Below are 24,351 nucleotides of genomic sequence, written 5' to 3'. Positions count from 1 at the left end.
GCCAAGCTTGGATCGCCTGCCGCTGGTCCCTAAATTCGGCCATGGTGCCGGCAGATCCGCGCGGCGCCCTAGCCGCAGCATGGAGGTTCCGGAGCAGCTCATGGCCGCGGAGTCCGAGCATACCCAGAAGAGGTCCCGCGGAGCGCCCGCCCGGGATGCCGCTGGCAGCGAACTCACCGTCGCGTCTTACAACGTCCATAAATGCGTCGGCGTGGACCGCCGCTTCGATCCGCACCGGGTCGCCCGCGTCATCGCCGAGATGGACCCCGACATCGTCGCGGTGCAGGAGGCCGACAAGCGCTTCGGGCGCCGCGTCGGGCTGCTGGATACCGATACGCTGCGCGACCACGGCCTCTCCCTGCTGCCCATCTCCCGCCTGCCGGATGGCCATGGCTGGCACGGTAATGCCCTGCTGGTGCGGCGCGGCAGCCTGGTGCGGGTGCAGCGCCTGGCCCTGCCGGGCGCCGAGCCGCGCGGCGCCGTGATCGCCGAGCTGGAGCTGCCCGCCGGCCAGCTCCGCGTGGTGGCCGCGCATTTCGGGCTGCTGCGCCGCTGCCGCATGCGCCAGGGCGCCGCCATCCTGGAGGCCATCGCCCGTGGCGGCCCCATGCCCACGCTCATGATGGGCGACCTGAATGAATGGCGTCCGGGCCGCCGCTCCTCCCTCCGGCTGCTGGAGCCGGTCTTCGGCAGCCTGGCCTTCGGTCCCGCCAGCTTCCCCTCCCGCCTGCCGGTCCTGGCGCTGGACCGCATCCTCGGCTGGCCGCGCGGGCTGGTGCAGCAGGTGCAGGCGCATGATACGCCGCTGGCGCGCGTCGCCTCCGACCATCTGCCGCTGAAGGCGCGGCTGGATCTCTCGACCGCCGCCGCCCTGCCGGCCCAGCAGATCGAGGCCGTCGCGGCATGAGCATCGCCCTCCAGCCCCCTGCTCTCGCGCCGCCGGCCCCGGTGGCCGCCGCGGCCGGGCCGCGCGCATCGGCCCTGGACGGGCTGGTGGAACAGGCCCTGGCGCAGGCGGGGGCGCGCACCGGCGTCAGCCTGATCCCGCTGGGGCTGGGGGCCTTCATGAGCCGCGCCAGCATCGCCCGCGCCGCCGGCCGCACGCTGGACCTGCAATACTACACCTGGATGGAAGACATCACGGGGCGGCTGATGGCGCGCGAGGCGCTGCACGCCGCCGACCGGGGCGTGCGCGTGCGGCTGCTGCTGGACGACAGCTACGCCCTCACGGGCGAGGCGCTGCTGGCCACGCTCTCCGCCCATCCACGGATCGAGGTGCGGCTGTTCAACACCCGCCGCTTCCGCTTCCTGGGCCAGGTCGGGCTGGCGCTGGAATTCGCGCTCGGCGGCTGGCACCTCAACCACCGCATGCACAACAAGTGCTGGGTGGCCGATGGCAAGGTGGCGCTGGTCGGCGGCCGCAACATCTCGGACGCCTATTTCGACGCCGCCGGCGACTTCAACTTCCGTGACCTGGACCTGCTGATCGCCGGGGAGGCCGCCTCCCAGGCCCAGGCGGTGTTCGACAGCTACTGGTCCAGCAGCCTGGCGGTGCCGGTGGAGCAGTTCCGCGCCGGCCGCGACCTGAGCGAGGCCGCGCTGGCCGCCGTGCGGGCCCGGCTGGAGGACACCCCGCGCGAAGAGACCGCGCGCCCCTATCTGAAGGAGCTGGCACGTACCCGCGCCTCCCTGTCCGAGGTCGCGCTGCTGCCGGCGGATGGCGCCGTGCGCGTTCTGGCCGACCCGCCCGCCAAGGCCAAGGGGCGCGGCGTGGCGGGCTGCATGGCCCCGGCCATCGCCGATGCGCTGCTGGCGGCGCGCCGGGAGGCGCTGGTCGTCTCCCCCTATTTCGTGCCGGGCGAGGGCGGGCTGGAACTGTTCGAGACGCTGGTGCGGCGCGGCGTGAAGGTGACGGTGGTCACCAATTCCCTGGCGGCGACCGATGTGGTGGCCGTCCATGCCGGCTATGCCCGCTACCGGCCCCGCCTGCTGGCGCTGGGCGTCACGCTGTTCGAGCTGAAGCGGACCACGAAGCGCAACGGCGGCGTCTTCGGCTCCAAGGGCGCCAGCCTGCATACCAAGGCCCTGGCGGTCGATGGCGAGCATGTCTTCGTCGGCTCCTTCAACCTCGACCCCCGCAGCGCCCGGCTGAACACGGAGATGGGCGCCTTCGTCCACCATGGCGTCCTGGCCCGGCAGATCCATGCCGAGCACCGCCGCCTGACCGAGCCCGACCGCAGCTACCGCGTCTGGAAACGCGGCCGGAAGCTGTTCTGGACGGACGACGAGACCACCACGCCGCATGAGCCGGAGGCGCCGCTGGCGCGGCGGATACTGGCGCGGGCGGTGGAATGGCTGCCGGTGGAGGCGCAGCTCTAGCGGCCCCTCATCCCCCGCCGCGCTGGCCCTGCCTCCCGTCGGGGGCTACAGGGGCGGGCGCCGCGCCTCCCCCGCCCCTTGAACCCTGGGGGCACAGGAGGCGCCCCTGCGCCCACTTCCGACATGCATGTGAGAATGACCAGAGACACGGGCTTCGAGATCTTTCTTGCCACCGCCCCGGGGCTGGAGCCGGTGCTCTGCGACGAGGTACGCGGCAAGGGCTTCCGGCAGCCGAAGCCCGTGCCCGGCGGCGTCGTCATCAGGGGCGGCTGGCCGGAGGTCTGGCGGGCGAATCTCTGGGTCCGCGGCGCCGGGCGCGTGCTGGCGCGCCTGGATTCCTTCCGCGTCGTGCATCTCGCGCAGCTCGACAGCCGCGCGCGCCGCGTGCCCTGGGGTGATGTCCTGCGCGCGGACCTGCCCTTCCGGGTGGAGGCCTCCTGCGCCGGGTCGCGCATCTACCACAGCGGCGCCGCGGCCGAGCGGATCGAGACCGCCATCCGCGAGACCCTGGGCGCGCCTTCCTCGCCGGAGGCCGGGGTCACCGTGATGGCGCGGATCGAGAACGACATCTGCACCATCAGCGTCGATACCTCGGGCGAGCCGCTGCACAAGCGCGGCTACAAGGAAGCCGTCAACGCGGCGCCCATGCGGGAGACCATGGCGTCGCTCTTCCTGCGGCAATGCGGCTATGACGGCAGCGAGCCGGTCTATGACCCGATGTGCGGCTCCGGCACCTTCGTCATCGAGGCGGCGGAGATCGCGGCGCGGCTCAATCCCGGCCGCGCCCGCCATTTCGCCTTCGAGCAGCTCGCGACTTTCGATGCCGAGACCTGGCGGCACATGCGCGAGGTGAAGAGCGCCCGCGTGCCGGCGGTGCGCTTCCATGGCAGCGACCGCGATGCCGGCGCCATCGCCATGAGCCGCGCCAATGCCAGCCGTGCGGGAGTCGCGGAGCTCACCGATTTCCATCAGGCCAGCATCAGCGAGGCGGAGCCGCCCGCCGGCCCGCCGGGGCTGGTCATCGTCAACCCGCCCTATGGCACCCGCATCGGCGACAAGACGAAGCTGCTGCCCCTCTACCGCGCCCTCGGGCAGACGCTCGTCAGCCGCTTCCGTGGCTGGCGCGTCGGCATCGTCGCCAGCGAGCCCCGGCTGGCCCATGCGACGCGGCTGCCCTTCCTGCCCGGCACCGCCCCCGTCCCGCATGGCGGGCTGCGCGTGTCCCTGTTCCAGACCGGGCCCCTGGCCTGAAAGGGCCGTGCCGGACGGACAAGGCTGCGCTCCGGCTGCGGCGCGAATGGCCTATATGGCGGCCAGCCGCAATTTCCCCCCGGCGGCTTACTGGAGATGGACGAAACGCATGAACCGGCGCGCCTTCCTGGCGGCGGCCTCTGCCGCCTCCCTTTTCAGCTATGACACACTGACCCGTGCCTTCGCCGCCACGCCGAAGAACATGCTGGTCGTGGCGCAGTTGTTAGATAACGTTACCAATCTGGACCCGCAGGAAAACTTCGAGGCCGTGGCGGCCGAGATCAATACCAACGTCTATCAGAAGCTGCTGCGCCCGAACCCCGACAAGCCGGAGGAACTGGAAGGCGACCTGGCGGAATCCTGGACCGTCTCCGATGACGGCAGGCTGCTGACCTTCCAGCTGAGGACCGACGCCGTCTTCGCCTCCGGCACGCCGGTGACGGCGGAGGACGTGGCCTTCTCCCTCGGCCGCGCCGTCAAGCTGAACAAGGCGCCGGCCTTCATCATCAACCAGTTCGGCTTCACCCCCGACAATGTCGATGAGCGCATCCGCGCCACCGGCCCGCACAGCCTGACCGTCGCGCTGGACGGCAAGAGCTCGCCCGCCTTCGTGCTCTACTGCCTCTCCTCCAATGTCGGCAGCGTGGTGGACAAGAAGCTCGTCCTCTCCCACGCGCAGGGCGACGATCTCGGCAATGGCTGGCTGAAGTCCAATTCCGCCGGCTCCGGCGACTGGATCCTGCGCTCCTGGAAGCCGAGCGAGAGCGCCATCCTGGAAGCCAGCCCCGCGCAGGCGAAGCGCACCAATATCCGCCGCATCGTGCTGCGGCATGTCGTCGATCCTTCCGCCCAGATGCTGCTGCTGCGCAACGGGGATGCCGATGTGGCGCGCAACCTGACCACCGAGCAGCTGCGCGCCCTGCAGGGCGACCCCGACTACACCCTGGTCCGCAAGGCCGCGGCCGCCCTGGTGGTGATGCAGCTGAACACCGCGCATCCGCAGCTCGCGAAGCCGCAGGTGCGGCAGGCCATCAAGCACGCGCTGGACTACCAGGGCATTCAGCAGAACCTGGCCTCGCTGACCCATGCGGTGCATCAGAGCTTCCTGCCCCTCGGCTTCCCCGCGGCGGTGACGGAGACGCCCTTCCGGAAGGACGTGGCCCGTGCCCGGGCACTGATGGCCGAGGCCGGCGCGGAAGGGGGCTTCGAGCTGGTGATGGACCACTATTCCTACCAGCCCTACAACGACATCGCCCAGGCCATGCAGGCCGACCTGGCCGAGATCGGCATCCGGCTGCGGCTGATGCCCGGCGAGAACCGGCAGGTGCTGACCAAGACCCGTGCCCGGCAGCATGAGGCGGCGCTGACCGCCTGGGGCGCCGATTATTTCGACCCCAACAGCAATGCCGAGGCCTTCTGCGTCAATACCGACAATGGCCCCGATGCGCGCAACCGCACCCTGGCCTGGCGCAATTCCTGGAAGGACGATGAATTCACCCGCCGCGCCCAGGAAGCGCTCGCGGAACCTGATGCCACGAAGCGGCTCGCGCTGTATGAACAGCTGCAGCGCGACCACATGCAGCGGAGTCCCTTCGTGATCATGTTGCAGACCACCGAGACCGCCGCCTGCCGCAAGGGCGTGGAGGGCGTGCGGCTCGGCACCCTGGCGGATAGCAACTCCTACGCCGACGTGCGGAAGGCCTGACCGCCGGATGGCCGCCGCCCGCTGGTCCGCCGCCGCCCAGACCGCCGCCGCCCTGATCGCCGGCTGGGGGCAGGGGGAAGCACCGGGCGGCGCCATCCTCGCCTTCGACAGCCGGGAGATCCCGGTCGTCGAGGCGGCGGGGCTGGAGAACCTCGCCACCGGCACGGCCTTCACCGCCGATACGGTGGTGCGCTACGCCTCCGTCACCAAGCATGTCCTGGCCGCCATGCAGCGCCGCCACCAGGACCGCGTGGGGCTGGAGGATGCGCTGGGCGCGCATCTGCCGGAGTTGCGCGCGCCCATGGCCGATGTCACGGTCGGCCGCGCGCTGGACATGACCGGCGGCCTGCCGGATCTGCGGGAGACGCTGGGCCTGCTGGGCCTGACCGTCCATACCGCGACGGAGGCCGGGCCGCTGCTGGACTTCCTGGCCGGGCTGGGCGCCTTGAACTTCCCGGCGGGGACGGAGATCTCCTATTCCAATACCGGCTACCGGCTGGTGGAGGCGGCGCTGGCCCGAAAGGGCCTGCTCTTCGAGGATTTCCTCCAGTCGGAGATTGCCGCCCCCCTCGGCATCCAGTGGCACGCACCGGAGACTTGGTTCGACATCGTCCCCGGCCTCGCCCCCGGCTACTGGATGGGGCCCAGGGGCTGGCAGCTCGCGACGGCCGGGCTGCATCTCTCGGCCTCCGGCAGCCTGACGGGCAGCGCGCGGTCGCTGGCCATCTGGGGACAGGCGGTGCTGGCGGATCGTGGCCCCGCCGCCGGGATGCTGGCGGCGCAGGCGGCGCCGCGCCACCTGCTGGACGGGCGCGCCACCGCCTATGGCCTGGGCCTGGCGCATGGGCGGCTGGGGGAGGTGGCGCTGGTCGGCCATGGCGGCTCCCATGCCGGCTATAAGACCTATTTCCTGCTGGCGCCGCAGCCGGGCCTGGGCGTCGTGGTCGTCTCCAACCGCGAGGACCCCGGTGCCTATACCCTGGCGCTGAAGGTCATGGCCGCGCTGCTGGGGCAGGAGATGCCGCCCCCCGCCAGCCTGCCCGAGGGCCTTTATGCCGAGCCCGGCACCGGCCACTGGCTGGCGGTGCAGGGCGGCACCGCCAGTTTCCTCGGCGCCGGGGAGGCGCTGTACCAGGGCCCGGATGGCTGGGCCGTCTCCCTCTCCGCCCACAACCCCATGCGGCTGCGCGCGGCGGAAGGCGGGATCGAGGGCGAGATCGGCCATGTCGCCCGGCACTTCCGGCCGGTGGCGGCGGATGACACCCTGGCGCGGGCGCAGGGCCGCTGGTCCTGCCCCAGCCACCATGCCAGCTTCGATATCATTGGCGAGACGCTGGGCATGGGCATCGGCCCCGCCCGCCAGCATGCCCCGCTGCGCCCGTTGGGCGAGGGGCGGCTGCTGGTGGAGATGCAGGACGGCCCCTGGCCCAAGCCCTTCAGCCTGCGCTTCAAGGGCGACACGGTGGCGCTCACCAGCCACCGCAGCCGGGTGATCCGCTTCCAGCGCGGCCCCTGACCGCGGCATGCGGGCGCCGGGCGGTTATTCCGCCGGCGCCGCCGTGGCCGGCAGGCAGATATGGCATCTCAGGCCGGCCGGGCGGAAGGCGAGCCTGACCTTGCCGCCGAACTTCTGCTCCAGCCCCTGTTCCAGCAGGCGCGAGCCGAAGCCCCGGCGCTTCGGCGGCAGGACCGGCGGCCCGCCATGCTCGCGCCAGAAGATCTCCACCATCGGCTGGCTGTTCCTGTTCCGCTGCAAGGCCCAGCGCAACTCGACCCGGCCCTCCGGCACGGAGAGCGCGCCATGCTTGGCCGCATTCGTCGCCAGCTCATGCAAGGCCAGGTGGAGCATTTCCACGATATCGGCCGCCAGCCAGACCGGCGTGCCATCCATGTCCAGGCGATTGGGCCCGTTATAGGGCAGCAGCGCGCGCCGGATGACCTCTTCCAGGGGCGCGCCTTCCCAGCCGCCACGGACCAGCAGGTCATGCGAACGCGCCAGGGCCACCAGCCGGTCGCCCAGGGCCTCCCGCACCGCCGCGGGCACATCGGCATCGTGCAGGGTCTGCAACGCGACGGACTGCACCGTGGACAGGACGTTCTTCATCCGGTGGCCCATCTCGGCCAGCAGCAGCGCCCGGCGTTCCTCCTCGGCCCGGCGCCTCGTATCGTCGCGCAGAACATTCAGGAAGCCCACGGGCTTCCCGTTCGCGTCCCATAGCGGCATCATGGACCCGCTGGCCCAGAAGCGGCTGCCATCGCGCCGGATGTGCCAGCGCTCGTTCAGCGCGCGTCCTTCCTCCATCGCGCCGCACAGCTCCCTGACGAAGGCGCCGCGCTCGCGGTCCTCGGCGGGAAAGAAGAGCTCGCCGGAGCGGCCCAGGATCTCGGAATCCCTGTAGCCCAGGATCGCGCGAGCGCCCTCGTTCCAGCCCGTGACCTGCCCGCGCAGGTCCAGGACCACGATCGCATAATCCGTGGCGCTGTCCAGCAGGCGCCGGATGCGCTCCAGCTCCGCGGCCATCGCCTGTTTCTCGGCTTCCACTTCCGCGATGCGTCGTTCGATGCTGGCCAGCACGGAAGCCTCTCCCGCGTCACCCGCCGGGGTGACCGCATGGCTATCCGTGCGCCCCGAATGGCGCAGCGCTTCTGATGGCATGTTTCGGTTTCCTTCAACCTGCCGGCACGATGATTCAGAAATGATTTGTGATCGGTCTGATTTGATACGTTTGCAGAGACGACATTGCCCGATGAGGGCCACTGTCGATGCTTCCGGTAGTAAATATTTGTTAAAAAACAGAGAAATACTTCACAAACGAATCAACATAGATCATGCGTTGAATTCACTCTCGCGCGAGCTTGGAGATTTCCAATCGCCTGCTGCGACCTTTCGGCGCGGGCGGCTGGGAGAGATTTGCACTCCCGCCGACCTCCGCTGCCCAGGAGTAGCCGGTGACACATTCACAAGCTGCGGCTGCGCCGCGCAACCATCTGCTCGCGGCCCTTCCGGCGGAAGACCTCGCCTGACTCTGGCCGCAGCTCAAGCCCGTCCATGCCGATCTGCACAAGGTTCTGCACCGGCCGCACGAGCCCATCGAGGCGGTCTTCTCCCCGCTGGAGGGCTGGTGCTCCTTCCTGATCCTCCTCGAGGACGGCCGGTCGGCCGAGGTCGGCGTCGCCGGCGCCGAGGGAATGATCGGCCTGCCCCTTCTGCTCGGCAGCGACAGAAGCGGCGTCGAGGCCATGGTCCAGGCCTCCGGCACCCTGCTGCAGCTCGGCGCCGCAGCCTTCCTTGAGGCGCTGGAGCGAAGCCCCGCGCTGAAGCGCCTCCTGCTCCGCTACGCCCTGGCCTTTCAGCAGCAGGTGGCCCAGACCGCCGCCTGCAACGGCCACCATGCCCTGGATCAGCGCCTGGCGCGCTGGCTGCTGGTGGCGCATGACCGCGTCAAGGGCGACGACTTCCCGATGACGCAGGAATTCCTGGCGATGATGCTCTGCGTCCATCGTCCGGGCGTCACCGTGGCGGCGCGGCTGTTCCAGCAGGCCGGGCTCATCCGCTACAGCCGGGGCCATATCACCGTCACCGACCGGGAGGGGCTGGAAGCCGCCTCCTGCGAATGCCACCGGGCCGTGCGCCAGCAGTACGATCACCTGCTGGGCTGCACGACGGGCTGAGCGGCCGGGCCGGGTGGCCGGCCGGCCACCCCGTCTCAGTTGCGCGCGCTCTCCGTCGCCAGCTCGGCCGGCACCGGCATCTCCTCCAGCTCCGTGAGGAAATTCTCCGCCCAGCGCGCGGCGGTCTGCTCCTCCAGCCCCGCCATCATCGAGGTCCAGCGGTTGCGCCGTTCTTCCAGTGGCATCTTCAGCGCATGGTCGAGCTGCTCGGCCATGGCCTCGGGGTCCAGCGGATTGACCAGCAGCGCGCCGTCCATGGTCTCCGCCGCGCCCGCGAAGGAGGAGAGCACCAGCACGCCCGGATTCTCCGGGTTCTGGGCCGCGACATATTCCTTGGCGACCAGGTTCATGCCGTCGCGCAACGGCGTCACCAGCCCGACATCGGCCAGGCGGTAGAGGCCCGCCAGGGTGTCGCGCGCCATGGCGCGGGCGACGTAGCGCACCGGCGTCCAGTCGAATTCGGCGTAGTCGCCGTTGATGCGGCCCGCCAGGCTGTCCAGCTCCCGCTTCAGGTCGCGGTAGCTGGCCACCTCGTTGCGGCTGCGCGCCGCCACCTGGAGGTAGGTGACGCAGTTCAGGTGCTCGGGGAAATTGGCCAGCAGCGCGCCGAAGCCGCGCAGCCGGTGCGGCAGGCCCTTGGTATAGTCCAGCCGCTCGGCGCCCACGATCAGCTTGCGGTCGCCCATGCTGGCCCTCATCCGCTGCGCGTCCGGCCCGTAGGCGGCCTTGCGCGCGATGGTGGCGAAGCCGCGCGTGTCGATGCCGATGGCGTGGTGCGAGAACTGGGTGCGCCGGGCGTCGGTGGTCACGCCGCCATGGACATCCGGCACCAGCTCCAGCCCCTCGCGCAGGCAGCTCATCAGCCCGTTCAGGTCGCGCTGCGTCTGCACGCCCACGAGGTCATAGGCCAGCAGGTCCCGCAGCAGCCGGTCCGCCCCCGGCAGGGCGGAGAAGACCGCCCAGGGCGGGAAGGGGATATGCAGGAAGAAGCCGATGCGCTGCCGCGCCCCCAGCGCCCGCAGTTCCGCCGCCATCGGGATCAGCTGGTAGTCATGGATCCAGACGGTGTCCTTGGGCCCCAGCAGTGGCAGCAGCGCCTTGGCGAAGTCGCGGTTGACGCGCCGGTAGGCCTCGGCCTGCTTGCGGTCGTATTCCAGCAGGCCCAGGCGGAAATGGAACAGCGGCCAGAGGATGTTATTGGAATAACCGGCATAGAAGCCTTTGTAGTCGGCGTCGTTCAGGTCGATCGTGGCGTAGTCGATGCCCTGGTGGCGGAGCTTCTTCGGCTCGCCCGTGGTCGGGCCCTTCAGCGTCTCGCCGCTCCAGCCGAACCACAGCCCGCCATTGGTCTTCAGCACATCCTTCAAGGCCACCGCCAGCCCGCCGGCCGTGGGCTCGCCCCGGCGCGGCAGGGCGACGCGGTTGGATACGACGACTAACCGCCCCACAGCCCGTGCTCCCATGAACGGCTCAAACGCATCGCTGAGAGGATCAGGCCAACGTGGGAATAGGTCTGCGGAAAGTTCCCCCACAACTGGTTCCGCCTGGGGTCCAGGTCCTCGGCCAATAGTCCCAGATGATTCCGGCATGATAGAATCCTCCCGAACATTGCGCGCGCCTCATCGACACGGCCAACCGCAGCGAGCGCGTCCAGGTACCAGAATGAACAAACAAGGAATGCGGTTTCAGGCTGGCCAAAATCATCGGCAGAATCGTAACGGTAAATGAAACCGTCCCGCAGGAGGCGCTTCTCCACCCGTTCCAGCGTGCCCAGGAAACGCGGGTCGGTGGCGGACAGGAAGCCGATCTCCGGCAGCAGCAGCAGCGCCGCATCCATGCCGTCGGATTCGAAACTCTCGACGAAGCTGTTCAGCTCCGGGCGGAAGGCGCGCTCGCAGATGGTGGCGTGCAGCCGCCGGGCGGAGGCGGTCCAGCGCTCGGCCTCCTCCCGCAGCCCCAGGTGACCGGCGATGCCGGCCAGCCGCGCCAGCCCCGCCCAGCACATGGCGGCCGAGAAGGTATGGACGCGCTCCCGCCCCCGGTATTCCCAGATGCCGGCGTCCGGCACCAGCGCCAGCCTCTCCGCATGCTCGCCCAGATGCTCCAGCAGTCGGAACAGCGGCTCGCCCGCCGGGCGGGGCAGGCGGTGGTCGAAGAACATCTGCGCCGCCGCCATGATGACGGAGCCATAGACGTCGTTCTGCACCTGCTCGGCCGCCTGGTTGCCAACGCGCACGGGGCCCATGCCCAGGAAGCCCGGCAGCGCCTCCTCGATCCGTTCCGGCATGGGGAGGGAGGGCACCAGCGGATAACAGGGCCGCAGCACCCCGTCGGGAGAGACCGCGACCACATTGGTCACGTAGCGGATGTATTCCTCCATGGTGCGGGTAGTGCCGAGGCGGTTCAGCGCCTGCACCGTGAAGAAGGCATCCCGCAGCCAGCAGTAGCGGTAGTCCCAGTTGCGCTGGGTGTCCTGCGCTTCCGGGATGGAGGTGGTCAGCGCCGCGACGATGGCGCCCGTCTCCTCGAAGGCGCACATCTTCAGCGTGATGGCGGCGCGGATGACGGCGTCCTGCCATTCGAAGGGCAGGTGCAGCCCGCGCGTCCAGTCCAGCCAGTAATTCGTGGTCTGGCGGATGAAATCCTCCACCAGGCTCTCGGTATTCTCCGGCACCGTCTCGTCCGGGCCGAGGATGATCGAGACGGGGCGGTCCAACAGGAAGGGCGCTTCCTCCGCCAGGCAGGCCAGCGGCGCATCGGTGGTGACGCGCAGCGCCTGGGTCTCGGTGAAGAAGCGCAGGTGGTTGCTGCCGGCGCGCTTGACCGGCGTATCCTTGCCCCAATTCCCGCGCGGGCGCACCCGCAGGCGGATCAGCGGCGTGCCGGAGAGCGGCTCGATCCGCCGCACCAGCATGGGCGGGCGGAAGCTGCGGCCGAAGCGGCTGAAGCGCGGCGCGGCGTCGGTGATCCGCAGGCGCGCGCCATGCCCATCCTCCAGCTCCGTCACCAGAACGGCGGTATTGCGGTGGTAGCTCTGGCGGCTGGTCTTCAGCCCCACCAGCTCGCATTCCATGAAGCCGTCCTGCGGGGCCTCGCCGCCCAGCAGGGCGCAGAAGACGGGATCGCCGTCGAAGCGCGGCCAGCAGAGCCAGGAGCAGCGTCCCAGCGGGTCGAAGAGCCCGGCGATGATGCCATTGCCGACGGGCGCGAGGTCCAGCGGCTGGCTCATGCCGCTCCCTGCACCCGCGGCGCGGGCAGGCTCTCGGCCAGCCGGGTCAGCCATTCCAGCACATCGGCGGGGCCGGCCGGGAAGCGTTCGGGGACGCGGTAGCCTTCGCCGCCATGGGCGCGGGCGGCGCGCATGCCATCCTCGTCCGTCACGTCATCGCCGATGAAGACCGGGATGCGGCCGGCGAAGGGCGGGTGGCGCATCAGCCAGTCCGTGGCCACGCCCTTGTCGCTGCCCCTGGGGCGCAGCTCGAAGGCGGCATGGGCCGGGATGACCTGGAAATGCGTCCCCTCCGCCAGCCGGAGCAGGAAGGCCTGGGCTTCCTCGCCCCGCTCCGGCACGGCGCGGAAATGCAGGACGAAGCCGAAATTCTTGTGCTCCAGCAGCATCCCCGGGCGGGCGGCGACGAATGCGGCGGCGGCCTCGCGCCATTCATCGGGCGGGCCGGCGGGCTCCGGCAGGGGCGGGATGGCGGCGCCGATGCCGCTGGCGTCGATGACCGTGCCGTGCTCGCAGGCGAAGCCCACGGGCGGGGCGCCGGTCAGCTGGCGCGCCACATCCAGCCCGCGCCCCGTGACGATGGCGACGGCCCCGCCCAGCCCGGCCGAGAGGCGGGCCAGCAGCGCCGGCAGTTCCGGTGGCACGACCACGGCATCGGGGCGGGGGGCGATCTCAATCAGTGTGCCATCGAAATCAAGGAAGAGCGCGGCCTGCGGGCCGGGAAGCGGCGGCAGGTCGGAGCGGGTGGTCTGCGGCATGGCTGTTCCATATGGACGGCTTCCGCCCATCCGCAAACCCCGAGCGGCAGCTTCGCCAGGGGGCCGCCGCGATCCCGCCACGATCTGACACGAGCAAAGCCAATGTCACGATGGCGTGACGAGTCTCAGCGGCAGGACAGAACCCGCAGGTCGTAGACGGGGTGCTCCAGCATCGCCACGCCCGGGGCATTGGCGAACATCCAGCCCTGGAAGACGATTCGCCCGGCCGTGTTGCCGGTATCCCGCAGATCTTCCACCTGCAGCCAGGCGGCGGCATCGGGCACCTCCTCGGGCGGGCGGGCGTTGCAGGCCTTCACGGTGATCCGCAACGTGCCGAAGGTGATCGGCTGGTTCAGCCGGGCCTGCAGCAGGGTGATGCGCGCCGTCACCTTGTCCAGCGCCTGCAGTTCCGCCTCCTGCTTCCGGTCCCAGCCCGCGTCCATCTGCGCCAGGGCAGGACGGGGGGCGAGGGTGGAGAGCGGCGCGGCAAAGGCCAGCGCCGCCAGCAGCGCGAGCGCCGCCTTCACGGGGCCTTCCGCCCCTGGTGCGGGCTCGGCAGCGACTCGACGAGCCCGGTCAGGATGCGGCGCATGGCGGCCTCGTCCACGCCCATCAGCACGGCGTCCTCGAAGACGTCGCGCAGCGTCTGGGCGGCCTCGGCATGGTTCTCCGCCAGCATCTTCAGCTTCTCCCGGCAGGAGATGGGCTGGCCATCCGCGCCGGGCCAGGACTCGGGCGCGGCCAGGCTCATCGCGCGGGGGCCGGGGCGGCCGGGGCCGCTTCCTCGCTCTCGTTCTGCGGCTTGTCGCTGGACATCTGCGTCACCGAGAAGATGAAGCGGCCCAGCAGCGACTCCAGGCTGACGGAGGACTGGGTGAGGGTGATCTGGTCGCCGCTGGCCAGGACCTTCTCCTCCCCGCCCGGCACCAGCGCGACATACTTGCCGCCCAGCAGCCCCTCCGAGGTGATCTCGGCCGAGGTATCGGTGGGCAGCTTCAGGTTGTCGTTCACCCGCAGCTTCAGGACCGCCAGGAAGGTGGCGGGGTCGATCTCCTGGCTGGTGACGCTGCCGACCTTCACGCCGCCGATCCGCACATCGGCGCCGGGCTGCAGCCCGTCGATGCGGTCGAAGCGCGCGGTCAGCTCGATACCGTTGCCGCTGGCCAGGCTGCGGCCGGAATTGCTGACGGCGTATACCAGGAAGCCGAGTGCCACCAACAGCACCACGGCGCCGGCCAGGATTTCGGCGAGGCTTCTACGTTGCATGGGAAATGTCAGCTACCCGGTGTCCAGGCTTCATAATCGCCCGTCGTCACCTGCCGGTGGCCGGTGGCGTGGTCATGCCCGGTGGGGCGGTAGGCCTGCGGCGTGCCGGTCAGGTTCGGCTGGTGCTCTTTCTGCCAGGGGTAGAGCTTCTGCTCCGGCAGCGGCACGGGCGAGGTGTGGTGCAGCCAGCCATGCCACTCGGGCGGCACGGCGGTGGCTTCGGCTTCCTTGGCATAGATCACGTAGCGGCGCTTGCGGCCATAGGTCAGCCAGTCGCGCTTGCTCTCGTAATAGGTATTGCCGAAGCGGTCGGTGCCGATCTCGCTGACGGCGAAGCCAGTGGTCAGCCGATGCAGGAAGGACATGACGCGGTCGGTTCCATAAGGCCAGGGGGAACGGGTCGGGTGACGCGGGGGCGTCGCCCGCGCTTCCTTCGCACATGCGGGCGCCGCGCGAAAGGCCGGGCGGCGACACGGCAGGCACGCCATATCTGGGAAGACAGAGTCGGATTCAACAGCGGAGACGGCTTCCGCCCTTCCGCATGGCATCATACCATGGGGAGATGGAACGAATGGCAGGCACGGTCTGGGCGGGAATCGCGCTTCGGCGCATGCGGGCGCAGGCCGACCCGGATGCCCCCGCGCGAGCCATGGCCCTGCCCGCCGCCTGGGAGGACGAGGCCGCCGCCGCCCTGGCCGCGCTGGCCCCGGGGCAAGGCGCCGTTTCCCTGCCCGCCCTGGCGGATGGCTGGATCAGCCGGCTGGTGGCCCAGGGTCTCAGGCTCCGCCTGCTGTGGGAGGAGGAGGGCAATGCCCTGGCCGGGGCGCTGCACCGCCTCGTGCTCACCCGCCGCGGCGCGCCCGGCGCCGCCACCTGGCGGGGCGAGGCGAAGGCCGAGCCGCGCTTCGTGCTGAACCTGCCGGCCTTCCTGGACGATGCCGGGGGCTTCGATATCCCCGGCTACATGGCGGCGGTCGGCACCGCCGTCCGGGCGCTGGACGTGCTGACAGCAGGCAAGGCCCATGCGCTGCGACTCGGCTTCGCCGACCTGGCCGGGCTGCTGGCCGCCATGGGCCTGGCCTATGATTCCACCCCGGCGCGGGAGGCCGCGGCCTGCCTGACCGCCCTGACCCGCGCCGCCGCCGAGGAAGCCAGCGCCGAGCTGGCGCAGCGCCATGGCGCCCGCGAATCCGCCTGCCTCTTCTGGCCCGCGCCCCCGGCCGGCTGCGCCATGCCCGGACTGGCCGTGGCCGCGCGGCAGGCGCTGGAGCGCGCCAGCCGCAGCGGTGGGCTGCGCCATGCCGCCCTGCTGGCCCTGACCCCGCCCGACGCCGCCGAGGGGCTGCTGGGCATCGAGACCGGCGGGCTGGCCCCCGCCCAGGGCCCGACCCGCTTCGCCCATGCCGCCCATGGCGGGGTGGAGGAGCAGCCGACCCGCGCCGCCCGCCGTGCCATGGCGCTGCACGGCGCCGGTGCCGCCGCCCTGCTGGCCCCCGTGCCTGCCGCCGCCCGCGCGGCGATGGAGGCCTCGGTCCGCCCCTATCTGCACGCCCCGGCCCCTGCCGCCCCGGCGCAGCCCCAGCCCGCGCATCCGCTGCCGCCGCCGCGCCCGGCCTTCGGCCCCGCCCAGGTCTGGCGCGTGACCCTGGCCGGCCACCGCGTCACCCTGACGGCCACCGAGGCCTATGACGGCAGCCTGGCCGCCATCGGCCTGGCCATGGCGCGGGACGGCGCGGCCTTCCGCGGGCTGATGGACAGCTTCGTTCATGTGGTGAATCTCGGCCTGGCGCGCGGCATGCCGCTCTCGGACTACGTGCAGGCCGTGGCCTATGGCCAGGGCGGCCCCTGCGGCACGGTGGAGGGCGACCCGGAGATCCGCCGCGCCACCTCGGTGCTGGACTGGGCCTTCCGCCGCCTCGCCATCGCCTATCTCGGCGGCGCCGAGGCCCGCCACCTCTGGCCCGACCCGTCCGAGGAGGATTGCGCGGCCGAGGCCGCCCCGGCCCCCGCCCCGCGCGCCGATGCCCCGCAACTGCCGCTGGACCTGCCCCTGCGGCCCAGCCCCGCCGCCCGGCGCGGAAGGCTGCGGCTGGTCGGCTGACCGCTTTCCCAGACTCTGGAGTTCTCGATCATGACCGGAACCGTCGAAGGGCGCCTCGCCGCGCTCGGCATCACGCTGCCCACCCCGGCCGCGCCGCTGGCCAATTATATCGGCTTCAATTTCGCCGGGCCGAACCTGCTGGTCGTCTCCGGCCAGATCCCGCTGGTGGACGGCAAGATCGCCTATACCGGCAAGGTCGGCGCCGAGGTCCCGGTCGAGGATGCGCGCGCCGCCGCGCGGGTCTGCCTGATCAATGTCATCGCCCAGGTGAAGGCCGCCGTGGGCGACCTGGACCGGGTGAAGCGCGTGGTGCGGCTGGGCGGCTTCATCGCCGCCGGGCCGGAATTCACCCAGCACGCGCAGGTGATGAACGGTGCCTCCGACCTCGCGGTCGAGGTCTTCGGCGATGCCGGGCGCCATGCCCGCTCCACCATCGGCGTGCCCTCCCTGCCCGGGGATGCGGCGGTCGAGGTCGAAGGCATGTTCGAGATCGCCTGATGTCCACCGCCGCCATCGGCTTTGAACTGAGCACCAGCCCGGAGCCGGAGGCGGCGGCCACGCTGCTGCGGGCCATCCTGGACTTCAATGAGGCGCTGGCCGGCTCCGCCGGGCAGCAGCCCATCTCCGTCCTGGTGCGGGACCCCGAGACCGGGGCCACGCGCGGCGGGCTGATCGGCCGCGTCCGCTACAGCTGGCTGTTCGTGGAGACCTTCTTCCTGCCGGAAGATCTGCGCGGCGGCGGCCTCGGCGCCCGCATCCTGGCGGCTGCGGAGGAGGAGGCGAGGGCGCAGGGCTGCATCGGCGCCTATCTCGATACCAACAGCTTCCAGGCGCCCGGCTTCTACGAGAAACAGGGCTATAGCCGCTTCGGCACCCTGCCGGACTATCCCGTGCCCGGCTTCGCCAAGCTCTACTACATGAAGCGCTTCGCCGGCTGAGGCTTGCCGCGCGCAGGTCCCATCCGCACATCTGCCGAGGACGCAGGAAGGGGTGGGGTTTGTCGGGTCTGTTCAGGATAGGCGAGGAACTCGGCAGCGGCGCCCTCCGCCTCGTGACCGGCATGGCCGATGAGGCGGAGCGGCTGCTGAACGAGACGACGCTGCGGGTCGCCATCACCGGCCTCAGCCGCTCCGGCAAGACGGTCTTCATCACCTCCGTCATCGCCAATCTGCTGGCCATGGGGCGCGGGCGGAACACCCTGCCGGCGCTCTCGGCGCAACTGGAACGCCAGGGCACCCGCCTGCTCAGCGTCGGGCTGGAACCCGCCGGCACGCAGGCGCTGGACTGGTTCGACGCCGCCGACAAGATCCGCGACCTCGCCGGCGCGCAGCCCCACTGGCCGCCCCGCACCAGCGACCTGGCCAGCGCCAGCCTGACGCTGGAACTCTCCCGCAGCGGCCCGGCGCGGCTGCTGGGCCCCCGCCGCGTGCGGCTGGACCTGCTGGACTATCCCGGCGAATGGCTGCTGGACCTCCCCCTGCTGGACCAGGATTTTTCGAGTTGGTCCGCCGAGACCCTGGCGCTGCTGCGGGCCAGGCCGCGTGCCGAGGTGGCGGGGGAATTCCTCGACTTCATCGCCACGCTCGACCCCGCCGCCCCGGCGGATGAGGCCGTGGCCCGGCGCGGCCATCGCCTCTACCTGACCGTGCTGGAACAGGCGCGGGACCGCTTCGGCCTCCGCTGGCTGCAGCCCGGCCGCTTCCTGCGCCCCGGCCCGCGCGGGGAGAGCCCGATGATGTGGTTCTTCCCGCTGCCAGGGGAGGGGCCGGCCCCCGCCCGCAGCCTGCGCGACCTGCTGGCCCGCCGCTTCGCCGCCTACCGGGACGATATGCGGCAGAATTTCTTCGACCCCTGGTTCGCCCGCTTCGACCGGCAAGTGGTGCTGGTGGATGTGCTGGGCGCGCTCTGGGCGGGCGAGGGGGCCTTCGAGGATACCCGCCACGCCATCGCGCAGGTCGCCGCGGCCTATGATGCGCGCTCCCGCTCCCGCTGGTTCGGCATCTCCAGCCTGAAGCGCGTGGGCTTCGTGGCTAGCAAGACCGACCATGTGCCCGCCAGCCAGCGCCCGGCGCTGGAGAGCCTTTTTTCGAGCATGATCGCCACCCCCGGCCACGACCGCCGCGCCACCAGCCACCGCGCCCTGGCCGCCCTGCGCTGCACGGAGGATGCGGTGCATGACGGGCTGCCGGTGGTGCTGGGCGTGCCGCTGGGGGAGGAACGGCGCCGCCCCTTCCGCCCCGGCCATATCCCCTCCGCGCCCCCACCGCCGGGCGATGCCTTCTGGTCCCGCCCCTTTTTCGAGCTGCCGGTCTTCCGCCCGCCGCTGATCGACCCTGATGGCCGCGATGGCCTGCCGCATCTGGGGCTGGATGAACTGCTGGCCTGGCTGCTGGAGGATGCGCTGTGACGCCTCAGACCCCCGGCTGGGCCGATGAGCCCGCCCCGCCGCCACCTCCGCGCCCCACCACCACGGCCGGGCCGCCGCCCGATCTCGGCCCGGCGCTGCTCGACCTCGATCTCGGCGGGCCCATCGAGCATGGCGTGCCGGCCGTGATCGACCTGCCGCTGGAAAAGCCGCCTTCCTGGTTTGGCGCGCTGGGGCTGCTGGCGGGGGCGGCGGGCGCGCTGGTGCTGGGCACCTTCGGCCTCGGCCTCGTGCTGATGCTGCGGGACCTTTTCGCCACCTCGCCCATCCTGGGGTGGATGGGCGTGGCGCTGGGCGCGGGCGCGGGCGGCGCGGTGCTGCTGGCGCTGGGGCGGGAATGGCGGGCGATGCGCCGCCTCTCGGCCCTGGACCGGCTGGCCCATGACCTCCGCGCCACCCCCGGCAGTGCCGCGCCCCCCGCCGCGCTGCGTGCCTGGGCCACCGATGTCGGCCGCCGCCTGCCGGAAGCCGCGCCCGCCGTGGCGCAGATCCTGCGCGCCACCACGCTGGACGAGGCCCGGGGGCTAATGACCTCGGCCCTGCTGCCGGTGCTGGATACCAAGGTCAAGGCATTGGGCTGGCAATCGGCCAAGCAGGTCTTCGTCGTCACGGCCATCCTGCCCTCGCCCGCCATGGATGCGGCGGCCATGGCGCTGCTGGGGCTGCGGCTGATCCGGCAGGTGGCGGTGCTGCACGGGCTGCGGCCCGGCACCGTCATGCTCTGGCGGCTGCTGCGGCGCCTGACCGTCTCGGCCGGGCTGACCGCGGGCGCCGACCTGGTGACCGAGGCCGGGGTGGAGCAGTTCTTCGAGGGCCATGCCGCCAAGCTGGCCGGCGGCGCCGCCGGCGCCACGGTCGCGGCGCGGCGGATGATGCGCCTGGCCGCCGCCGCCGCCGCCGCATGCCGCCCGGCAGGTGACAGCCGCCGCTGAGGTGCCATATCTGCCGCGGCGCAGCGAAGACCTGAGGCAAGGACGATGGCGGATCACGAGACCGAACTGACCCTGCGCCTCCACCCCTCCGTCGCGGAGATTTCCGCTGGCGAATGGAATGCCTGCGCGGGGGATGAGAATCCCTTCGTCAGCCATGCCTTCCTGCTGGCGCTGGAGGAATCCGGCTCCGCCAGCGCCCGCACGGGCTGGCTGCCGCAGCACGCCGCGCTGCGGGACGCGAATGGCCGGCTGCTCGGCGTCGCCCCCGCCTATGCCAAGAACCATTCCTACGGCGAATATGTCTTCGACCACGCCTGGGCCAATGCCTTCGAGCGGGCGGGCGGACGCTACTATCCCAAATTGCAGGTGGCCTCACCCTTCAGCCCCGTCCCCGGGCGGCGCCTGCTGGTGCGGGACGGGCTGCCCCCGGCGGTCCTGGGCGGGGCGCTGGTGCAGGCGACGCAGGAACTCGGCCTCTCCTCCTGCCACGTCACCTTCTGCACGGAGGCCGAGTGGCATGCGCTGGGCGAGGCCGGCTGGCTGCAGCGCCTGGGCACCCAGTTCCACTGGCATAATGACGGCTATGCTGACTTCGAGAGCTTCCTCGGCGCCCTTTCCAGCCGCAAGCGCAAGCAGATCCGGCGGGAGCGGCGGGAGGCGCAGTCGGCCGGCCTGACCTTCCGCGCCCTGCGCGGCGCCGAGATCACGCCCCGGCACTGGAAGGCCTTCCACCGCTGCTACATGGACACGGTGGACCGCAAATGGGGCAGCGCCTATCTCACCGCCCGCTTCTGGCCGCTGCTGGCCGAACGGCTGGGGGACCGCGTGGTGCTGATGGTGGCCGAACAGGATGGCGAGCCCGTGGCCGGCGCCCTGAACCTGATGGGCCGGGATGCGCTCTACGGCCGCAACTGGGGCGCGCTGGTGCAGGCGCCCTTCCTGCATTTCGAGCTCTGCTACTACCAGGCTATCGACTTCGCCATCGCCCATGGCCTGTCCCGTGTCGAGGCCGGGGCGCAGGGCGAGCACAAGATCCAGCGCGGCTACCTGCCGTCCCCCACCTATTCCGCGCATTGGATCGCCCATGGCGGGCTGCGCCGCGCGGTGGCGGAGTTCCTGGAGCAGGAGCGCCCGGCCATGCTGGAGAACATGGCGGACCTCGCCACCCTCTCCCCCTTCCGGCAGGACGCCGAATGACGTGCTGACGGCTTACGTCCAACTGGCGTCCAGCATGGCGCTGGTTGGGGCCAATGTGGCGGTGGCGAAGCTGCTGGCCGATGCGCTGCCCATCGCCCTGATCGTCGGGCTGCGCTGCCTGCTGGCCTGCGCCGTGCTCTGGCCCCTGGCCCGGCTGTGGGAGGGGCGGGTGCGCCCATCCCCCGCCGCGCTGCGCAACCTGGCGCTGCAGGCGGCGCTGGGCACGCTGCTCTACAATGCTGCGCTGCTGACCGGCCTGCGTTTCACCACGGCGCTGGAGGCCGGGCTGGTGTTGGCCACCCTGCCGGCCGTCATCGCCATCGGCTCCGCGCTCTGGCTGCGGGAGAGGCTGCCGCCCCGGCAATGGCTGGCGGCGGGGCTGGCGGTGGGCGGCATGGGCGCCATCACCCTGGCCCGGACCGAGGGCGGCAGCGGTGGCAGCCTGCTGGGCAATGCGCTGATCTTCCTCGCTGTCTGCGGGGAGGGGGCCTATGTGCTGCTTGCCAAGCGCCTCTCCGGCCGGCTGCCGGTGGTGACGGCCAGCTTCTGGATGCAGGCGTTCTCCGCCGCCATGCTGCTGCCCTTCTGCCTGCCCGTGCTGGGCGCGGCGGCAGCCCTGGCCGAGCCGGAGATCGCCGGGCTGCTGGTCTTCCACAGCATCACCGCCAGCGTGCTCTGCCTGCTGCTCTGGTATCGCGGGCTGCTGCGGGCGCCGGCCGGGGTGGCCGGAATCTTCACCGGCTTCCTGCCCGCCACCGCCGCCGTGCTGGCGGTGCTGGTGCTCGGCGAGCATTTCTCCGCCTTCCATCTGGCCGGGCTGGCGCTGATGCTGGCGAGCATCCTGTTGGCCACCTGGCCTGGGAGACGGATGGCATGATGGCCTGGCTCATCTGCACGGGGCGCGAATTGCTGGCGGCTGATCCGGCGGATCTGGCGGGCCGGCTGGCGGCCACCCAGGCCCGCCGCCATCGCGGGTTGGAGCCGGAGCAACTCGATGCCTGGGCCACCAGCCTGCGCGCGCTCCAAGCCACGGTGGCGCAGCCCGGTGGTGAGTCCTGGACCATCCTGCTGGAATACGACCTGCTGCGGCTGGAGCGGCGCATCGATGCCGTGCTCCTGACCGACCGCGCGATCCTGGTGCTGGAATTCAAGGAACGCGCCACGGCTTTCCGCCCGGAGGATCTGCGGCAGGCCGAGGACTATGCGCTGGACCTGCGGGATTTCCACGCTGGCAGCAGGAAGCATCCTATCCTGCCGGTCCTGATTGCGACGCATGCGCCTGCCCCGCGCAATGAATGGCCCCTGCCGCTGGCTGGCGTGGCACCGGTGCTGCGCGCCAATATCGCTACCCTGCCGGCGCTGGTGGCGGAGGTGCAGGATCGATTCCCACCCACCTTCCCGCCATTGGATGCCGAAGCCTGGACCAGGGCCGCGTATCAGCCGGTGCCTGGAATCATCGATGCCGCCCGCCTGATGTTCGCGCGGCACAGCGTGGAGGAGATCGCGGCCGCCCGCGCCGATACCGTCAACCTCACGCTCACGACCACCGCCATCCGCCGCGCCGTGATTGAGGCGCGGGAGAAGGGAGAACGGCTGGTCATTTTCGTCACCGGCATTCCCGGCGCAGGCAAAACGCTCTGTGGCCTGAATGTCGTCTTTGGCGGGCAGGATATTGAAGCCGCTTTCCTGACCGGTAATGCCCCCTTGGTCGCGGTGTTGAGGGAGGCTCTGGCCCGTGACGCGCGAATGACGCAGGGGCGCCGTCAGCCGGCACGGCAAGGGCGGGGTTTCCTGCAGAATGTGCACCGCTTCCTCGAGGCGCATACCCGCGACGCTGCCAACCCGCCGCCTGAGCATCTGGTGGTTTTCGACGAAGCCCAGAGGGCCTGGGACGCAGCCCAGGCGCGGCGCGATACGCAGCGCCGCCAGTCGATCCTGACGGATTCCGAGCCTGCCCATATGCTGGAGATCATGTCCCGCCCCTCCGGCTGGGCCGTCATTGTCGCGCTGGTCGGCAACGGGCAGGAGATCAACACGGGTGAGGCCGGCCTGGCCGAATGGGGGCGCGTGATCGCGGCGTCCGGGGGGCGCTGGAAGGCCTTGGCCGCGCCACGCGTATTGACGAAGACCGCGGAGCCAGCTCAGCGGCTGGCAGAGGCCCCTGTGCCCTGGCTGCGGCTGGATCCGGCATTGGATCTGGTTGTGCCGATCCGATCTGTGCAGGAGCCCGCGGGCGCCGCCTGGGTGGATGCCGTGCTCTCCGACCAGGCGGAGAAAGCCGCGCGCATCGCCGCTGCTTCGGCGCTCCCCTTCTATCTGACGCGAGACCTCGCCTCCGCGCGCGGCCTTGCGCCGGATGGCGCGTGGCATGCGGCGGGCAGGATTGGTCTGCTCTTCCGGCGCCCGACGCTTGCGTGCCGACGGGCTTGGCCATGTGCTGCACGGACCTGAGGAAGCCGTGCGCTGGTTCCTGGACCGCTGGCCGGATGTGCGTGCCTCGGACGCGTTGGAGGTCTGCGCCACGGAGTATGCTTGCCAGGGGCTGGAACTCGATCTCGTCGGCCTTGCCTGGGGTGGCGACTTCATCCGGGCTACAGAGGGCTGGCAGGCCCGAGCCTTCGCCGGCACGCGCTGGAATGCCGTCAAGAAACCCGATGAGCAGCGGTTCATCCGGAATACCTACCGGGTGCTGATGACCCGGGCGCGGTATGAGACGGTCATCTGGGTGCCACCGGGCGATACCGCTGACCGCACCCGACCGGCGGCGGAACTCGATGCCGTAGCCAGTTATCTCTCCGCCTGCGGGGTCCAGCCGCTTCAGGGCTGGAAGGACCCGGCCGCGTCAGCGGCCGAGCCCGTTTTGTTTTAAGCGGGAGTGCCCGGGCTGGCAGGGGTACCCGGGCTGGCTCCCGTGGGTGCGCCGCCGGACAGGGCCTCCTGCAGCCGCTTCTCCTGGTCAGGCGAGAGGGAGGTGCGCAGCACCCGGGCCTTGATACCCGAGAATTCCGCCAGGACCTTCTCCGGCTGCGCCTTCCGCACGAGCACGAAGAGGGCGGAGGAATTGGGGGGGATGGTCTCGCCCAGGGAGCGGATGAAGTCGTCGTTGATGCCGTAGTCGGTGAGCGAGCCGGAGAGGGCGCCGGTGCCCGCGCCGATGGCGCCGCCGATGACGAAGCCAGCCAGCGGGTTGAGGAAGAGCAGCCCGACCAGCGCCCCCCAGAGCCCGCCCGAGGCCAGGCCCGAGGTGGCGCCGACGGCCGTCAGGTTGAAGCTTTGCTTGATATGCACCTTGCCGCTGGCATTGCGTATCACGACCACGGCGTCTTCCAGGTCGATCAGGTACTCCTTCCGCAGCTGTGTCAGCCGCTCCATCACATTGTCCGCCTCGTCTGGCTGGTCGAAGCCCAGTACAATCAGGTCAGCCATCATTGTGTCC

Annotated in this window: 22 protein-coding genes and 1 pseudogene; 14 read left to right on the top strand and 9 right to left on the bottom strand. The window is 71.0% G+C overall.

Translation table 11 applies throughout. From position 1 onward, the window contains the following. The first annotated feature begins 100 nt into the window (after nucleotides 1-100). The 5 genes from IAI58_RS00720 to IAI58_RS00700 all read left to right on the top strand — a co-directional run bounded on the left by IAI58_RS00720 (nucleotide 101) and on the right by IAI58_RS00700 (nucleotide 6,851). A complete protein-coding gene (locus tag IAI58_RS00720; RefSeq protein WP_237182568.1) occupies nucleotides 101-907 on the top strand; it encodes an endonuclease/exonuclease/phosphatase family protein in 807 nt (268 codons plus the stop codon). Next, complete coding sequence (locus IAI58_RS00715; protein WP_207449364.1) at nucleotides 904-2,379, top strand: phospholipase D family protein; 1,476 nt, start codon at nucleotides 904-906, stop codon at nucleotides 2,377-2,379. The genes IAI58_RS00720 and IAI58_RS00715 overlap by 4 nt, the downstream gene beginning before the upstream one ends. 135 nt (nucleotides 2,380-2,514) lie before the next feature. Then, entirely contained in the window at nucleotides 2,515-3,630 is a 1,116-nt protein-coding gene (locus tag IAI58_RS00710) for a THUMP domain-containing class I SAM-dependent RNA methyltransferase (protein WP_207449366.1), read from the top strand. Between the two features lie 109 nt (nucleotides 3,631-3,739). After that, a complete protein-coding gene (locus IAI58_RS00705) occupies nucleotides 3,740-5,335 on the top strand; it encodes an ABC transporter substrate-binding protein (RefSeq protein WP_207449367.1) in 1,596 nt (531 codons plus the stop codon). A gap of 7 nt (nucleotides 5,336-5,342) precedes the next feature. Next, the gene (locus tag IAI58_RS00700) at nucleotides 5,343-6,851 is read left to right on the top strand and encodes a serine hydrolase domain-containing protein (RefSeq protein WP_207449369.1); all 1,509 of its coding nucleotides are present in this window, start codon (nucleotides 5,343-5,345) and stop codon (nucleotides 6,849-6,851) included. 24 nt (nucleotides 6,852-6,875) lie between these two features. On the opposite strand, the gene IAI58_RS00695 is transcribed toward IAI58_RS00700, so the two are convergent. After that, nucleotides 6,876-7,991 (bottom strand): HWE histidine kinase domain-containing protein, encoded by a 1,116-nt coding sequence (locus tag IAI58_RS00695; protein ID WP_237182569.1) that lies wholly within the window; start codon nucleotides 7,989-7,991, stop codon nucleotides 6,876-6,878. A gap of 401 nt (nucleotides 7,992-8,392) precedes the next feature. Between IAI58_RS00695 and IAI58_RS00690 the strand changes: the two genes are divergently transcribed. Further along, nucleotides 8,393-9,007: a Crp/Fnr family transcriptional regulator gene (locus tag IAI58_RS00690; RefSeq protein WP_207449413.1), complete on the top strand. Its 615-nt coding sequence runs from the start codon at nucleotides 8,393-8,395 to the stop codon at nucleotides 9,005-9,007. A 35-nt stretch (nucleotides 9,008-9,042) separates the two neighbouring features. Here the strand turns inward: IAI58_RS00690 and IAI58_RS00685 are convergent, their stop codons facing one another. From IAI58_RS00685 to IAI58_RS00655, 7 genes are all read right to left on the bottom strand, one after another. Next, nucleotides 9,043-10,455 (bottom strand): alpha,alpha-trehalose-phosphate synthase (UDP-forming), encoded by a 1,413-nt coding sequence (locus tag IAI58_RS00685; RefSeq protein WP_207449415.1) that lies wholly within the window; start codon nucleotides 10,453-10,455, stop codon nucleotides 9,043-9,045. Continuing rightward, nucleotides 10,443-12,236, bottom strand: a complete 1,794-nt coding sequence (locus IAI58_RS00680; RefSeq protein WP_207449371.1) for a glycoside hydrolase family 15 protein — start codon at nucleotides 12,234-12,236, stop codon at nucleotides 10,443-10,445. Before IAI58_RS00680 ends, IAI58_RS00685 begins: the two co-directional genes overlap by 13 nt. Then, complete coding sequence (gene otsB, locus IAI58_RS00675; RefSeq protein ID WP_207449373.1) at nucleotides 12,233-12,994, bottom strand: trehalose-phosphatase; 762 nt, start codon at nucleotides 12,992-12,994, stop codon at nucleotides 12,233-12,235. Before otsB ends, IAI58_RS00680 begins: the two co-directional genes overlap by 4 nt. Nucleotides 12,995-13,119: 125 nt before the next feature. Further along, entirely contained in the window at nucleotides 13,120-13,521 is a 402-nt protein-coding gene (locus IAI58_RS00670; RefSeq protein ID WP_237182889.1) for a DUF2155 domain-containing protein, read from the bottom strand. Next, the gene (locus tag IAI58_RS00665; RefSeq protein WP_207449375.1) at nucleotides 13,518-13,745 is read right to left on the bottom strand and encodes a hypothetical protein; all 228 of its coding nucleotides are present in this window, start codon (nucleotides 13,743-13,745) and stop codon (nucleotides 13,518-13,520) included. The genes IAI58_RS00670 and IAI58_RS00665 overlap by 4 nt, the downstream gene beginning before the upstream one ends. Continuing rightward, on the bottom strand, nucleotides 13,742-14,260 hold the full coding sequence (mlaD, locus tag IAI58_RS00660; protein ID WP_207449377.1) for an outer membrane lipid asymmetry maintenance protein MlaD: 519 nt from the start codon (nucleotides 14,258-14,260) through the stop codon (nucleotides 13,742-13,744). Before mlaD ends, IAI58_RS00665 begins: the two co-directional genes overlap by 4 nt. Nucleotides 14,261-14,268: 8 nt before the next feature. Beyond that, entirely contained in the window at nucleotides 14,269-14,625 is a 357-nt protein-coding gene (locus IAI58_RS00655; protein ID WP_207449379.1) for an NADH:ubiquinone oxidoreductase subunit NDUFA12, read from the bottom strand. A gap of 206 nt (nucleotides 14,626-14,831) precedes the next feature. Here IAI58_RS00655 and IAI58_RS00650 point away from each other — a divergent pair, with 206 nt between their 5' ends. From IAI58_RS00650 to IAI58_RS23370, 8 genes and pseudogenes are all read left to right on the top strand, one after another. Then, nucleotides 14,832-16,361, top strand: coding sequence for a hypothetical protein (locus IAI58_RS00650; RefSeq protein WP_207449381.1), 1,530 nt, complete (start codon nucleotides 14,832-14,834; stop codon nucleotides 16,359-16,361). Nucleotides 16,362-16,391: 30 nt separating this feature from the next. Further along, nucleotides 16,392-16,859: a RidA family protein gene (locus tag IAI58_RS00645; protein ID WP_207449383.1), complete on the top strand. Its 468-nt coding sequence runs from the start codon at nucleotides 16,392-16,394 to the stop codon at nucleotides 16,857-16,859. Further along, on the top strand, nucleotides 16,859-17,299 hold the full coding sequence (locus IAI58_RS00640) for a GNAT family N-acetyltransferase (RefSeq protein ID WP_207449385.1): 441 nt from the start codon (nucleotides 16,859-16,861) through the stop codon (nucleotides 17,297-17,299). Before IAI58_RS00645 ends, IAI58_RS00640 begins: the two co-directional genes overlap by 1 nt. A 59-nt stretch (nucleotides 17,300-17,358) precedes the next feature. Continuing rightward, nucleotides 17,359-18,768: a YcjX family protein gene (locus IAI58_RS00635; RefSeq protein ID WP_237182572.1), complete on the top strand. Its 1,410-nt coding sequence runs from the start codon at nucleotides 17,359-17,361 to the stop codon at nucleotides 18,766-18,768. Next, on the top strand, nucleotides 18,765-19,718 hold the full coding sequence (locus IAI58_RS00630; RefSeq protein ID WP_207449387.1) for a DUF697 domain-containing protein: 954 nt from the start codon (nucleotides 18,765-18,767) through the stop codon (nucleotides 19,716-19,718). Before IAI58_RS00635 ends, IAI58_RS00630 begins: the two co-directional genes overlap by 4 nt. 45 nt (nucleotides 19,719-19,763) lie before the next feature. Further along, nucleotides 19,764-20,915 carry a GNAT family N-acetyltransferase gene (locus IAI58_RS00625; protein ID WP_207449389.1) on the top strand — a complete coding sequence of 384 codons (1,152 nt, stop codon included), beginning with the start codon at nucleotides 19,764-19,766 and terminating at the stop codon, nucleotides 20,913-20,915. A gap of 1 nt (nucleotide 20,916) precedes the next feature. Continuing rightward, entirely contained in the window at nucleotides 20,917-21,792 is an 876-nt protein-coding gene (locus tag IAI58_RS00620) for a DMT family transporter (protein WP_237182888.1), read from the top strand. Then, nucleotides 21,789-23,784 (top strand): annotated as a pseudogene (locus tag IAI58_RS23370) (DNA/RNA helicase domain-containing protein). The gene IAI58_RS00620 and the pseudogene IAI58_RS23370 overlap by 4 nt, the downstream one beginning before the upstream one ends. Here the strand turns inward: IAI58_RS23370 and IAI58_RS00610 are convergent. After that, nucleotides 23,781-24,341, bottom strand: coding sequence for a DUF1269 domain-containing protein (locus IAI58_RS00610; RefSeq protein ID WP_207449391.1), 561 nt, complete (start codon nucleotides 24,339-24,341; stop codon nucleotides 23,781-23,783). The pseudogene IAI58_RS23370 and the gene IAI58_RS00610 overlap by 4 nt on opposite strands. Between the last annotated feature and the right edge of the window lie 10 nt (nucleotides 24,342-24,351).

It is taken from the genome of Roseomonas marmotae, from assembly GCF_017654485.1.
GTDB lineage: Bacteria > Pseudomonadota > Alphaproteobacteria > Acetobacterales > Acetobacteraceae > Pseudoroseomonas > Pseudoroseomonas marmotae.
This window is presented reverse-complemented; position numbering and strand designations above follow the sequence as displayed.